The following is a 13,487-nucleotide window of genomic DNA, read 5'->3' on the forward strand; positions in this document are numbered from 1 at the left end:
TTCCGGCTGGCGAACTGGCGTGTGCGGTCGCGTCTCGTGGCCCTCATCCTCATTCCCACGGCTGTGGCCGTGCTGCTCGCCGGCATCCAGCTGACCACCTCCATCAGCACGTCCGCGCATTACCAGCGGGTCATCCAGGTGGCCGAGCTGGCGGAGCGGATCGGCGCGCTCACCCACGAACTCGGGCGGGAGCGCGCCCTCACCGCGTGGGCCATCGCCGACGAGGCGCGGCGCACGGCCCGCCTGAAGACGGTCACCGAGCACTACAAGCAGGTCGACAAGATCGCCTCCGAGGTGACCAAACTCGCCTCGGCGATCGACCACAACCACTCGTCCCGTGTCCGGAACGAGGCCGACCAGGTGCTCCGCTGGACGCGAGGACTCCCGGGTCTCCGCAAGAAGATCACCGAGGACACCGTCCCCCCGCGCGCGGCCATCGTGCTCTACTCGCGGATCGTCGGCGACCTCCAGCAGCTCCAGGGCGAGCTCGGCACCGAAGGCGAGCAGGTGGGCCTCATCGGCACCGCCACCGCCACGGGCGCGCTCGACCGAGTGAAGGAGGAGGTCTCCCGGCAGCAGGCCATCCTGCTCGTAGCCCTCGTGGGCGGCGGCGGCGCGATGGACCACGACGACCTGTCGGACTTCCTCGGCTCGTGGAACCGGCAGCAGTCCGAGCTGGCCGTCTTCGAGCGGGAGGCCACGGCGGCCGACCAGGCGTTCTACCGGGCCACCGTTCGCGGACTCCAGGTGAACGAGGCCGACGCGCTCAGGCAGCGCGCCCTCGCGCAGTTCCGCGAGTTCCAGCGGGTCGACGACCTCGTCTTGAACCGCACCCTGAACTGGGACATCCGGCACTGGTACAACACCACGAACGCGACGATCGACCGGCTGCGCCAGGTCGAGGAACGTATGGGCGCCTCGATGGTGACCCAGACCCACGGGTTCCAGGAGGAGGCTCGCGGTGACGCGGTCTTCAACGGCGTCCTGATTCTGCTCCTGCTGCTGCTCGTCATCGGCGTCACCTTCGCCGTGGCCGGTTCGCTGGTGCGCCCGCTGCGCCGCCTGCGCATCGAGGCACTCAACATCGCCGGCACCAGGTTGCCCGAGACCGTCCGCGTGTTGCGTGAATCCCCGGACAACGTCGACACACCGCAGGTCGGCTCCATCGCCATCACCTCGGTCGACGAGATCGGCGAGGTGGCCCGCGCCTTCGACGAGGTCCACCGCGAGGCGGTGCGCATGGCGGCCGAGGAGTCCCGCCTCCGCAACAACATCAACGCGATGTTCGTCAACCTGTCCCGCCGCAGCCAGACGCTCGTCGAGCGCCAGCTCAGCCTGATCGAAGGCCTTGAGCAGGGCGAACCCGACGAGAACCGGCTCGGCGACCTGTTCAAACTCGACCACCTCGCCACCCGCATGCGGCGCAACAGCGAAAACCTGCTGGTCCTCGCCGGTCAGGAGCCCGCCCGCCGGTGGAGCCAGCCCATCCAGCTCGTGGACGTCGCCCGCGCCTCCCTGTCGGAGGTCGAGAGCTACGAGCGTGTCGCCCTGCAGGTCCAGTCGGGCGTGGCGGTGGCCGGCCAGGCGGTCAGCGACGTCGTCCACCTCCTCGCCGAGCTGGTGGAGAACGCGACCTCCTTCTCGCCGCGCGAGACCAAGGTCACCGTGGCGAGCAACCGCATCGAGGGCGGCGGAGTGATGGTCTCCGTCAGCGACCTCGGCATCGGCATGACCCAGGACGAGCTCGCCCAGGCCAACTGGCGCCTCGCCAACCCGCCCACCGTGGACGTGTCGGTGTCCCGGCGCATGGGTCTGTTCGTGGTCGGCCGCCTCGCGCTGCGGCACGGCATCCGCGTGCAGCTCCGCCAGCAGGACGTCGGCGGCCTCACCGCGATGGTGCTGCTGCCCGACACCCTCATCGCGCTCCCCGCGGGGGCGAAGCAGCCGGGCGGGTCCAGCCAGACGGGTGGTTTCCCGTCGTTCGGCACGAGTCCGAACCCGTTCGAGATCCCGAATCCGTTCGAGATGCCGAACCCGTTCGACTCGCCCTTCGACATGTCCTCCACGTCAGGGACGTTCGACCTGGCGTCGGCGTCGGGCACGCACAACGTGGCCTCCCCCTCGGACGCGCTCGACGCGCCGGTGCTGGCCAGCCCGACGGCCTTCGACACGCCGCCGGCCACCAAGTCCGATCCGCTGACGGCGTCGGACCCCTTTGGCACGGACCTGTTTGGGAAATCCGATCCCTTCGCCAAGTCGGATCCGTTTGGGACTGACTCATTTGGCAAGTCCGATCCCTTTGGTACGTCCGATTTTGGGTCGTCCGATCGTGCCGCCGGGTCGGACCCGTTCGCCAAGTCCGATCCCTTCGGCACCTCCGACCCGTTCGGCAAGTCCGATCCGTTCGGCACCGCGGACCCCTTCGCCAAGTCCGATCCGTTCGACACCTCGTCGACGGGGGAGCGCGATCTGTTCGCCTCGCCGGGTTCGGGGGCTTCGCCGTACGGCGGCACCCCGGTGGACACCGCGTGGCCGGGCAGCTTGCCCGCGCCCGGCAGCACCTCGTGGCCGAGCCTCGGCGACGACCGTGAGCCCCCCGCCTTCAGCGGGCTCGGCGGCGTCGGGGAGACCACCGGCGGCGGCACGCTCGCCGGGGGAGACCCGCACGCCAGTGGCGCCTGGTCGGTCCCGTCGTCGTTCGACGCCGCGCGATTCGACGCGTTCGGCCGCACCGACGAGGCCGACCACACCGGTCCGCTGCCGAGGGTGGATTCGCCCATGGACACGGGCGAGAACGAGTTCCTGCCCATCTTCGCCGCGGTGGAGAGCGACTGGTTCCGCAAGGTCGCGCCCGACGACCTGGTGATCGGCGACGATCCGCTGACCGACCGGGACAGCCCGGAGACCACGGAGATTCCGGCGATCACCGACAGCCTGCCGATCGCCGAGTCCCGCCGGTCGGCGTGGGCATCGCCGGCCGACAGCGGCTGGCAAGCGGCGCAAGCCGCATCCACTCCCACCATGGGCGGGATGACCACATCCGGCCTGCCGAAGCGTGTGCCGAAGGCCAACCTGGTGCCTGGCAGCGCGCCTGGCGGGAAGTCCGATCAGACGGCGGCGTCCGCGGTGCCCATGCCACCGCCGTCGCTCTCACCCGACCGGGTGCGGAGCCGTCTGTCCAGCTTCCAGCAGGGTGTGCGCCAGGCGCGAGGTGAGATCAGCGGCGAACTGCCGCTGCCTCGGCAGCCTGATCACGGAAACAATAAGGAGGGCTCGTGAGGGAGCTGAGCCAGGGAGCTCGCGGGGTCAACTGGCTGATCACCGACTTTGTGAATAATGTGCCGGGCGTCGCGCATGCGGTCGTCGTATCGGCCGACGGATTGCCACTCGCCTATTCCGAGGGCTTTCCCAAGGACCGTGCCGACCAGCTTGCGGCGGTCGCGGCCGGGTTGATCAGTTTGACTCAAGGTGCGTCGCGCGTATTTGAGGGCGGCTCGGTGACGCAGACGGTTGTCGAGATGCAACGGGGGCTATTGTTGATCATGTCGATCAGTGATGGTTCCTGCCTTGGTGTGTTGGCCGCCCCTGACTGCGATATGGGCCTCGTGGCTTATCAGATGACGCTTCTTGTAGAGCGGGCGGGCCAGGTGCTCACCCCTGCCGTGCGCGCTGAACTCCAGGCGTCACATCCCCGCTGACCGGGGTGACAGGAGAACAACATGGTTGGACAGAGTTGGGCTGGTGATAACGCTCCGTTGGGCGGTGGATCTACATATTCCCCAGCGGATGGCACGTATGGATACGAAGGTGCACAGCCCGCGGCGACCCCTCCACAGGAGCCCAGTTCCCTGGTCCGGCCCTATGCCGTGACCGGTGGCCGCACGGCGCCGCGGACCAAGCTGGCCATGGAAGCGTTGGTGTCGTCCATGGCATCACCGCATCAGGATCTTTCTTCGTACACTCCCGAGTATCAGGCGATCATCTCGCTGTGCCGGCAGGTGCGCTCGGTGGCGGAGATCTCCGCCATGTTGCGCATGCCGCTCGGCGTGGCACGGATCCTGATCGCGGATATGGAGGCCGAGGGCCTGCTCCGCCTGCACCAGCCGAAGCTCGATGCGGGCAAGCCGGATCTCAACCTGCTGGAAAGGGTGCTAAGTGGACTTCGCAGGCTCTAGCCGGGGCGGAGGACTCACCTCGACGAAGATCGTCGTCGCGGGCGGGTTCGGCGTCGGCAAGACAACCTTCGTAAAGGCGGTCTCCGAGATTCTCCCCCTCACCACTGAGGCGGTGATGACCGATGCGAGCGCCGGCATCGACGATCTCGGATTAACCCCCAACAAGACCACCACGACGGTGGCGATGGACTTCGGCCGTGTCTCGCTCGACCGGGACCTGATCCTTTACCTCTTCGGGACGCCGGGTCAGCATCGGTTCTGGTTCATGTGGGACGACTTGGTGCGCGGCGCGATCGGGGCGGTCGTGCTGGCCGACACCCGCCGCTTGTCCGACAGTTTCCCGGCCATCGACTACTTCGAGGAGGCGGGGCTCCCGTTCATCATCGGGGTCAACGGCTGGGACGGGCACTACCCCCATGGGGACGACGAGGTGCGTGAGGCACTCACGCTCGCGCCCAACATCCCCATCATGCGGGTGGACGCGCGGGTCAGGGACTCCGTGAAGAGCACCCTGATCTCACTCGTCGAGCACGCGCTGACCATGCGCATGGCCGTCCCCGGCTGGGGCGGCCGTTAGGCGGTCCCCCGCCGGGCCCACGGCCCAGGCGGGGGCCGCCCACCACCGGGTTCCACCCTGCTCGGTCTCAGGCTCTCAAACGGCGGCTCAGACGGGGACCGCCTCGATCAGCGCGGCCTGTCCCGGCAGGTCCACCACGCGCGACACCGCCAATCCGGCCTTGCCCAGCAGCGTGCCGTATTCCGAATGTGTCCGCTCGGTTCCCTCACCGAAGAGTGCGAGCATGCGGATGTCGACGTCTTTCCCCAGGTGGGGGGAGTCATCGTCGGGCAGGACATACTCCAGCACGAGCAGGCGCGCCCGGCTCCCCATCGCCCGCCGCACCGACCCGAGCACACGTGTCGCGTCCGCGTCGTCCCAGTTGTGGATCACACTGGCCAGCAGGTAGACGTCGCCCCCTTCGGGCACCGCGTCGAAGAAGTCCCCTTCGACGAAGCGGGTCCGTTCCGCCACCCCCTCGGCCGACAGGCACTCCCGCGCCACCGGAACCACCGAGGGCAGGTCGAACAGCACGCCCCGCATCTCGGGATGGGCCCGCAACACCGACGCGAGCATGTGCCCCCGCCCGCCGGCCACGTCGATCAGAGTGCCCACCCCGGAGAAGTCATAACACCGGGGCAGCCCCTCGATGACCGCCAAGGACCGCGCCACCATGTAGTCATCGAAAATGCGCCCCGAATCCGGATTAGCCGCAAGATAGTTGTAGAGCGGCCCAAAACGCTCGACGAACACCGACCGCCCCCGCCGCACCGTCTCCGGCACCGAGCCGAGCGCCGTCCAGAAGGCATGCTCACCCAGCATGCGTACGGCGGCGCGCTGTGAGCCCGGCACCCCGCCGCGCAGCCGCGCCCCGTGGCGGGTGAGCACGAAGGCGTCCTCCGCCGTGCGCTCCACGATGCCGAAGGACGCGAGATGCCGCAGCACCCGCCGCAACGACGGCGCGTGCGCGCCGCACCGGCCGGCCAGCTCGGCCACCGTGAGCGGCCCGTCCGCCAGGTGGTCGGCGCAGCCGAGCTCGGCCATCGTCGACAACGAGGCGAATCTGGAAAGGCCTAGCAGGGTCTCCCATATGGGGTCGTCCTCGGAGGTCACTGTGACTCCTTGTCCACGGGTCGGCCCCGGACCAGTTTTCCGACTTCCGCGCGCAGCCGTACAAAGGCCTCAAGCTCGCGGGTCGCGATCTGGTCGCGGGGAAACGGCAGGTCCACCGCGAGGTCTTGCACGACCCTCGCGGGCGCCCGGGTCAGCACCACCACCCGGTCCCCGACATAGACGCTCTCGTCGATGTCGTGTGTGATGAGCAGAATGCTCATGTTGTGGGTCGCGCGCACGGCGAGCAGTAAATCCTCAAGTTCCTCCCTGGTCTGGGCGTCCACAGAGGCGAAGGGCTCGTCCATCAGCAGCAGGGCCGGGCGGAAGGCGAGGGCCCGCGCGATGGCCACCCGCTGCTGCATGCCGCCCGACATCTCGAAGGGGTATTTGCCGGCGGCCCCGCCCAGCCCGACCTGTTCCAGCGCCGCGCGGGCGGCGTCCCGCCGCTCGCGCCGGGACAGGCCCTTGCGCCGCAGCGGAAGCGCCACGTTGGCCGCGGCCGACATCCAGGGGAACAGCGAGCGGCTGTAGTCCTGGAAGACCACGGCGAGGTCGTCCGGGGTCTGCGCCACCGGCACCCCGTTGATGAGAACCTGACCCGCGGCGGGGCGGACAAGCCCCGCGATCGAGCGCAACAGTGTCGACTTGCCGCAGCCGGAAGGGCCGACCACCGACACCAGCTCCCCGTCTCCCACAGTCAGATCGACGCCGTCAAGGACGTGGTGCGATCCGTAGGCATGGGCCAGGTTGTCTACCTTGAGCACGGAACTCCTCTCGTCTCAGGTCACTCCTCCCGTCTCGGGCCGTCCAGGCCCGGATCGCCGCGTCCCCGGCACATGCCGTTCGACCACGACGAACAGGCTGTTCAGCGCATAACCCAGCACGCCCAGGAGCAGGATCGTCCCCCACACACCGGGCGAGTCGAAGTTCCGCTGCGCCACCAGGAGCTGATAGCCGATCCCGTCACTGCCCACCAGTTCGGAGATCACCATGAGGATCAAGGCCAGCGACAGGCTCAGCCGCAGGCCCGCGAAGATCTTCGGTGCGGCGGCGGGCAGGACGACGCGGAGGAGGCGCTCGTGCCGTCGCAGACCGAACACCGCTGCCGTGTCCAGATAGCCCCGATCCACCGATCTGGCGCCTTCCATGGCGTTCAGGAGCACGGGCCAGATCACCCCGAACACGATGACCGCCAGCTGGGTCTGGGTACTCGACCTGAACACCAGGACAAACGGGGTGATCAGCAGTGGGGGAGGGATGGCCCTTCCGAAATGCAGCAACGGCTCCACATAGTGCGACGCCACGGCCGACCGTCCCAACGCCACTCCCGCCACCACTCCGAGTAGCGACGCCAGCAGCCAGCCGGTGAACATGCGGCCGAGGCCCGGCAGGAGTTCGGACAACGTGTCGTCGCTGAGGAACAGGCGTGAGGGCGGGCCGGACAACCACAACTCGCGCATCCGGGCCACGATCAGCGACGGCGCGGGAAAATCGATCTTCCCCGCCGCCCGCGCTCCCGCCTCCCACAGCAGCACGACGAGCACGACCAGCCAAAACCGCCCCGCGAACCTCCGTAGCCGGCCCGCCGCCTTCACGACGCCACCCCGCTGCGGAGGTGGTGCCAGCGGAATACCCGGCGTTCGGCGGCCACCAGGGCGGCGTTGCACGCCATGCCGCCGAGGCCGGCCCACAGGACGGCGGCGAGCATGAGGTCGGTGCGGTTGCCGCTGCCCGCCCGGATGACGAACACCCCGAGCCCTTCCGCGCCACCGGCGAGCAGTTCGGCGCTGACGGCCAGGACGAGCGCGATGCCGGCCGACAGCCGGACACCGGTCACGATGAAGGGAGCGGTGCTCGGCAGGCTCACCCGCAACAACACCGAGGCCCGGCCGAAGCCGAAGGCGCGCAGCGAGTCCTTGGCGAGGGGGTCCACCTCGCGCAAGCCGTACACCGTGTTGATCAGGATGGGCCAGAGCGATGCGTACACGATCACCGAGACCTTCATCAGGAAATCGTCGGGCACCAGCAGGATCGCGAGGGGGATGAGGGCCACCGAGGGGATCGGGCGCAGGAACTCAAGCAGCGGCCGCGTGGCCCGCTCCACACCCGGCAGCGACCCCAGCAGCACCCCCAGGGGCACCGCCAGGGCGATCGCGAGGGCCAGGCCGCCGAGCCAGCGGGAGACGGTGCCGGTCAGGCCCGCCGTGAACACCGGATCGGCCGGCAGCAGGGCCGCCTCCCTCAACACGACGGACGGGGGCGGCAGCAGCCGGGCGTCGAGAAGACCGGTCCTGATCGCGGCCTCGGCGGCGGCGAGGAACCCCGCGACGCCTACGGCGCCGCGGAGTGTCCGCGCTCCAATCGTCATCGCGGCGGGCGCGTCACGGAGTCGCGGCCGGTTGGGGCGCCAGCAGTGTGGTGACGTCGAGTTTCCCGGTGAGAATGCCGTACTCGGCCATCAGGTCGGCCACGCGCTGCAAACGGGTTTCGTTAAGCGTGGTGGGGAAGGTGCCGAGCGTGATCACCGCCGCGGTCTCCTTTTTGATCGATGTGTAGGTCGGGACGATCGCCTCCACCTCCTTGCGGTCCTTGGCGGCGATCTCCTGCCCCCTGGCCAGGGCCCGCTGGAACGCGGCCAGCGTCTTGGGGTTGTTCTTGGCGAATTCCTCGGTGGTCATCCATCCGGCGATCGGGAAGTTCGCCGTCTGGCCGGACATCGTGTCCACGAGCTTGCGGGTGCCGAGGTCGGACTGCGTGACGGTGATGAAGGGCTCGGTCATCCACGCGGCGTCCACCTGGCCCGTGGTCAGCGCCGCCGCCATCTGCGGGAACTGAAATTCCTTGAAGGTCACGTCGTCCTTTGTCAACCCGGCCACCTTCAACGTCGCCGTCACGGCGAGGGTGCCGATGTTGTTGAAGGTGTTGACCGCGATGGTCTTGCCCTTCAAGTCGGCGGGCGTCTGGATGGGGGAGTTTTTCGGCACCATCAAAACAAAGGTATTCGGCCCGGCCTGATATGCGTCGGCGATCAGTTTTAGCTTCTCCCCCTTGCTCACCGCGCTGAACGTGGACACGTAGTTGGTCTGGGAGATGTCCAAGATCTCGCTCTTGAGCGAGTTGACGGCCACGGCGCCGCCCTGGATGGTCACGGGTTCAATGGTGAGCCCTTCTTCTTTGAAGAAGCCCTTGGTGTTGGCGATGTAGAGTGCGGCTGGGTCCGGAATCGGAATCGCGCCGACCTTTAACTTGGTTTTCTCCAGACCGTTATTGGCCGCAGCCTTCATGGAATCCGTAGAGCCACCCCCGCAGGCGGCCAAGGCCAGCGTGACCGCTACCCCGAGGACGAAGGTGAGAGCTCCAGACGTGCGCCTCATCGGTTCTCCTATAGGTGAGAGGGAGTCACCTTTCTTCGACACGCCGGTTGGCGTGCCCGAACAACGGGCGTGAGCGTAGCGGACAAAGATCGAACCCCACCAAGATTTCACAGCATATGTGCAGTGAGTGGAGCATAGTCGGCTTGGTGCTGGCAATGAAAAGAGTGTGACCTATAGAGCTTTGGCGCGTTCTAAAGTGCTACTTGTCCGAATATTTTGGGCTGTATTACGGAACCGCTGACAGACCTGTCACATCACTGCATGCTGGTTGTGCGGATTATTTGGAACGCTTCAAGACTTGCGGGTTATCTACAGAAGGTAGGAGGCTTGTGTTCAAATTGCTCCCCTGCTCGCCTGTAATCACCCCTGCTCCCGGATCACGGGAACTCGGAGGACGCGACCGGACCGCACATTCGGAACGCGCCCACGGGATCCGTCTACGGGGCAAGGGCCTTTGCAATGCAGGCCGGGCGCCTTCCTCCGGCGCACAGCCCGTGAGAGGTCGTGACCATTGAGGCCCGCAGCGAACCCCTCGAACGCAGCGGCGATCCCGCCTGCCGCCGCGGCCCCGGCGGCCGGACACTTACGCCAGGGCGACGACGGCGGCTCACCGGCGGCCGGGGCGGCGCGGGGTCAGGCCCTCGATGTGGGGAGCCGGCTCGCACCGCACAACTGGCGGGTGCGCACCCGGCTGATCGCCCTCATCGTGGTTCCCACGGCTGTGGCCGTACTCCTCGGCAGCCTGCGCGTCTTCACTTCCGTGAGCAGCGCCACCGAGTACGGCAGAGCCGAGGTGGCGGCGCAGTTCGTCGGCCTCCTCGGGGACCTGTCCCACGAACTGCAATATGAACGCGACCTCTCCGCCCGCTTCGTGGCGGCCGGGCGCCGGAGCGACGACGAAGCGCAGGTCACCGAGCAAAGACTTGTCGTCGACACCGCCGTCACCCGGATGAAATATCAATCCGGGCTCATCGGCGACGCACTTTCGGACAGCGCGAGGGGCAAACTCAGCCACGTCACGGGCCGGCTCGAAGGCCTCGTCTCCCTGCGCGCCGTCGTCTCCAAGAGCCGCATGCCTCCGCTGCCCGTGATCGAGAAATACTCGTTCACGCTGGAGGACATCATCGGTCTCTACGACGAGATGGTGCAGGGCAGCGGCGACGAGTCCTTCACCGCCACCCGCGCCGCGCTCACCGCCCTGGCACGGGCCAAGGAGGAGGGATCCAAGCAGCGCGGGATCCTGGCCGTGGGGATCACCGCCGGGCGGCTCGACCCCGCCGAGAACGAGGCGTACAACCAGGCCCGATCCCGGCAGAGCAGCGCCCTTGATACCTTCCTCGTCACGGCCTCCGCCGAGCAGCGCCAGCTTTACAGCGACACCGTGACCGGCCAGCGCATCGACCGCGCCGCCTTTCTCGCCATGCGCGCGACCGTACTCCAGGACCAGGGCCTCTCCCTCAAAGAGCTTGCGCCCGGCGACGACCTCAGCCGCTGGTTCGAGGCCATGAACGAGACCCTCACCCGCATGCACAAGGTCGAGCGGGACCTCTCGGACTCGCTCGCCCTGCACAGCCGCGACGTGCGGGCCTCCGACACCAGCCTCGCCCTGGTCAACGCGAGCGTCGTCGCCGGACTGCTGGTGCTGGTCCTCGTCATCACCCTGTTCATGGCCCGCTCCCTGGTGCTGCCGCTGCGGCGGCTGCGCAGCGAGGCCCTGGAGGTGGCCGAGATCCGCCTCCCCACCGTCGTGGAGAAACTCCGCGAAGCCTCCCCGGGCACCGAACCCCCACAAGTGCAGCCCATGAGAGTGGTCTCGGCCGACGAGATCGGCGAGGTCGCGCGGGCCTTCGACGAGGTGCACCGCGAAGCCGTACGGCTGGCCGGAGAGGAATCCCGGCTCCGCGGCAACATCAACGCGATGTTCGTCAACCTCTCCCGCCGCACCCAGACCCTCGTCGAGCGGCAAATCTCCCTGATCGACGGCCTTGAGCAGGGAGAAGGCGATGAGAAACGGCTGGACGACCTGTTTAAACTCGACCACCTGGCCACCCGCATGCGCAGGAACAGCGAGAACCTCCTGGTTCTCGCCGGTCAGGAGCCACCTCGCCGGTGGAGCCGGCCGGTGGAGCTCGTGGACGTCGTGCGGGCCTCCCTTTCGGAGGTCGAGAACTACGAGCGCGTGAACATCCGGGTCCCCTCCGGCATCACCGTCAGCGGCCTGGCCGTCAACGACGTCATCCACCTGCTCGCCGAGCTGGTCGAGAACGCCATCTCCTTCTCGCCGCGCGAGACGCGCGTGATTGTGGCCGCCAACCGCATCGACGGGGGAGCGGTCATGCTGCTCATCACAGACTCGGGCATCGGCATGACCGGCGACGAGCTCACGAATGCGAACTGGCGCCTCAGCAACCCACCCAACGTGGACGTCTCGGTCTCGCGGCGCATGGGGCTGTTCGTGGTGTCCAAACTCGCCCGCAGGCACCACATCCGCGTGCAACTCCGCCCGCATGACACAGGCGGCCTGACCGCCATGGTCCTCCTGCCGGACGCACTCACCGGCGTCGGCACCCAGGCGATGTTCGGCGCAGGGTACGGTCTGCCGGCCTCAGCCGATTCCGGACTCAGCGAACTGCAGTCCGCCCCTTCCCACGGTCCCAAGGACGCGGGCGGCTCGTGGAACCCCGAACTCACCCCCGCCGGCGGCACCCCGTGGCCGCCCCGGGCGGGGCAGTCGAAGGACTGGAATTTCGCGGTGGAGTCCCTGCTCCCGGCCCCGGTCCCGGCCGTCGCCGAACCGCAGGAGACCGTGGACCGGTGGTACGACGACCGCGGCGGCTTCCCGCCCCCGCCCGTCGACCACCTGGAGCACGTGGTCAGGCCCGACCCGGCGTCCGACACCTTCCCGCCGCACCTGCCGATCGGGGGGTTCGTCGACCAGGAAGCCGCGACGGGCCCGCTGCCCCCGCTGCCGCCCGACCCGGCGTTCGGCCCCCCACAGCACTCGTCCCCCGTGCGTGAGCTGCCCCATCTGCCCTCCTCCCGGCTTTCGAACCCCGGGCGGGAGGAGGAGTTCCTCCCGATCTTCGCCTCCATCGAGTCCGCGTGGTTCCGCCAGACGCGCACCGACGACGATCAGCCGGAATCCGACAAGCCGCCGCAGGACTGGGACGCCGTCGCCTCCGACCCCGGCTGGAACGCGGCCGAGGTCGTCAACGCCCCGGTCAACGAGGGCTCCACCGCCTCCGGACTGCCCAAGCGGGTGCCGAAGGCCAACCTGGTGCCCGGAGCGGCGGAGCCGCTCTCCGAGCAGAAGACGCCGAAACCGGAGCCGGCCTCTCCCGAGCGGATGCGCAGCAGACTTGCCGAATATCAGCAGGGCATCAAGGCCGCCCGCGCCGACATAGGCGACGGCAAGGTGCGGCTACCTGGCCCCTCGGGAGAGGAGCAGGCCGACGACGATTCCTCGGCGGATCCGCCCGCCGAGGAGGGGACGGAGTGAACACGTGCCATAACAGGCTGTTCGGCGAGGCTGCCCGTCTCGCCGATTCGGCACATATCCATCGTGACTGGGAGGTTTTCGCGGGCCTGGAAATGGATACCCGACGTAGGGCGCGTGCTAGGCGTCGGCTGAGCCAAGGGAGGTAGCGGCTTGAAGGGGCAGGGATGGGACGACCGGCGAGACGATGATCGGGGTGCGGTCGAGCCAGCACATTCCGAACCGATGTCGCCGGTGCGCCCCTACGCCATGACAAGGGGACGTACGGCACCGCGTATCGATTTGGCGGTCGAAGCACTGGTGTCTTCGGCTACGGTGCAGAATTCCGATGCCTCCCTCTACACCCCGGAATATCAGGCGATCAGCGTGTTGTGCCGACAGGTCCGGTCGGTGGCGGAGATCTCGGCTCTGCTCCGCATTCCCCTCGGCGTCATCCGGGTCGTGATCGCGGACATGGCCGAGGAGGGGCTTGTCATCCTGCACCAACCGCAACTCAACGCGGGCACACCTGAGCTGGGGCTCTTGGAACGCGTCCTGATCGGGCTCCGCCGGTTGTAACACCTCGTACTCTGGCCACTTCGCTCTCCCCACGCCTCACATGGCGAGGCTCCCACCTGGGGTGGGTGGTGTGGTTTGCTTGATGTGCCTGTTTCCCCCCTCGGTGCCTTCTGAGGCTTGTGCCGTGCTCCTGTGGGCGTTGTGCCTCGCGCTCCCGTCCCCTCGCTGCCTTTGGCCCCGTCCCCTCAGGGCTCCGATGGCCGACCGGAATCCGC

The 13,487-nt window shown here is 68.1% G+C and carries 11 protein-coding genes; 6 read left to right on the top strand and 5 right to left on the bottom strand.

Translation table 11 applies throughout. From position 1 onward, the window contains the following. Positions 1–36 precede the first annotated feature (36 nt). From Ssi02_RS08065 to Ssi02_RS08080, 4 genes are read left to right on the top strand one after another with little or no spacing between them, the layout of a single operon-like run. Complete coding sequence (locus Ssi02_RS08065) at positions 37–3,279, top strand: sensor histidine kinase (RefSeq protein WP_204022777.1); 3,243 nt, start codon at positions 37–39, stop codon at positions 3,277–3,279. Then, the gene (locus tag Ssi02_RS08070) at positions 3,276–3,698 is read left to right on the top strand and encodes a roadblock/LC7 domain-containing protein (protein ID WP_275410623.1); all 423 of its coding nucleotides are present in this window, start codon (positions 3,276–3,278) and stop codon (positions 3,696–3,698) included. Before Ssi02_RS08065 ends, Ssi02_RS08070 begins: the two co-directional genes overlap by 4 nt. A 21-nt stretch (positions 3,699–3,719) precedes the next feature. Then, complete coding sequence (locus tag Ssi02_RS08075; RefSeq protein WP_204022779.1) at positions 3,720–4,175, top strand: DUF742 domain-containing protein; 456 nt, start codon at positions 3,720–3,722, stop codon at positions 4,173–4,175. Further along, a complete protein-coding gene (locus Ssi02_RS08080) occupies positions 4,156–4,752 on the top strand; it encodes a GTP-binding protein (protein ID WP_204022781.1) in 597 nt (198 codons plus the stop codon). The genes Ssi02_RS08075 and Ssi02_RS08080 overlap by 20 nt, the downstream gene beginning before the upstream one ends. An 87-nt stretch (positions 4,753–4,839) precedes the next feature. Here the strand turns inward: Ssi02_RS08080 and Ssi02_RS08085 are convergent, their stop codons facing one another. From Ssi02_RS08085 to Ssi02_RS08105, 5 genes are read right to left on the bottom strand one after another with little or no spacing between them, the layout of a single operon-like run. Beyond that, the gene (locus tag Ssi02_RS08085) at positions 4,840–5,844 is read right to left on the bottom strand and encodes a methyltransferase (protein ID WP_239128696.1); all 1,005 of its coding nucleotides are present in this window, start codon (positions 5,842–5,844) and stop codon (positions 4,840–4,842) included. Further along, on the bottom strand, positions 5,841–6,608 hold the full coding sequence (locus Ssi02_RS08090; RefSeq protein ID WP_204022783.1) for an ABC transporter ATP-binding protein: 768 nt from the start codon (positions 6,606–6,608) through the stop codon (positions 5,841–5,843). Before Ssi02_RS08090 ends, Ssi02_RS08085 begins: the two co-directional genes overlap by 4 nt. Positions 6,609–6,623: 15 nt before the next feature. Next, complete coding sequence (locus Ssi02_RS08095) at positions 6,624–7,439, bottom strand: ABC transporter permease (RefSeq protein WP_204022786.1); 816 nt, start codon at positions 7,437–7,439, stop codon at positions 6,624–6,626. Next, positions 7,436–8,212, bottom strand: a complete 777-nt coding sequence (locus tag Ssi02_RS08100; protein ID WP_204022789.1) for an ABC transporter permease — start codon at positions 8,210–8,212, stop codon at positions 7,436–7,438. Before Ssi02_RS08100 ends, Ssi02_RS08095 begins: the two co-directional genes overlap by 4 nt. Positions 8,213–8,225: 13 nt before the next feature. Beyond that, positions 8,226–9,128, bottom strand: a complete 903-nt coding sequence (locus Ssi02_RS08105; RefSeq protein ID WP_239128697.1) for an ABC transporter substrate-binding protein — start codon at positions 9,126–9,128, stop codon at positions 8,226–8,228. 601 nt (positions 9,129–9,729) lie between these two features. Here Ssi02_RS08105 and Ssi02_RS08110 point away from each other — a divergent pair. Continuing rightward, positions 9,730–12,717, top strand: coding sequence for a sensor histidine kinase (locus Ssi02_RS08110; RefSeq protein ID WP_204022792.1), 2,988 nt, complete (start codon positions 9,730–9,732; stop codon positions 12,715–12,717). Positions 12,718–12,939: 222 nt separating this feature from the next. Beyond that, positions 12,940–13,272 carry a DUF742 domain-containing protein gene (locus tag Ssi02_RS08115; protein WP_204023011.1) on the top strand — a complete coding sequence of 111 codons (333 nt, stop codon included), beginning with the start codon at positions 12,940–12,942 and terminating at the stop codon, positions 13,270–13,272. The last annotated feature ends 215 nt before the right edge of the window (positions 13,273–13,487 follow it).

It is taken from the genome of Sinosporangium siamense (genome assembly GCF_016863435.1).
GTDB classification, from domain to species: Bacteria; Actinomycetota; Actinomycetes; order Streptosporangiales; family Streptosporangiaceae; genus Sinosporangium; species Sinosporangium siamense.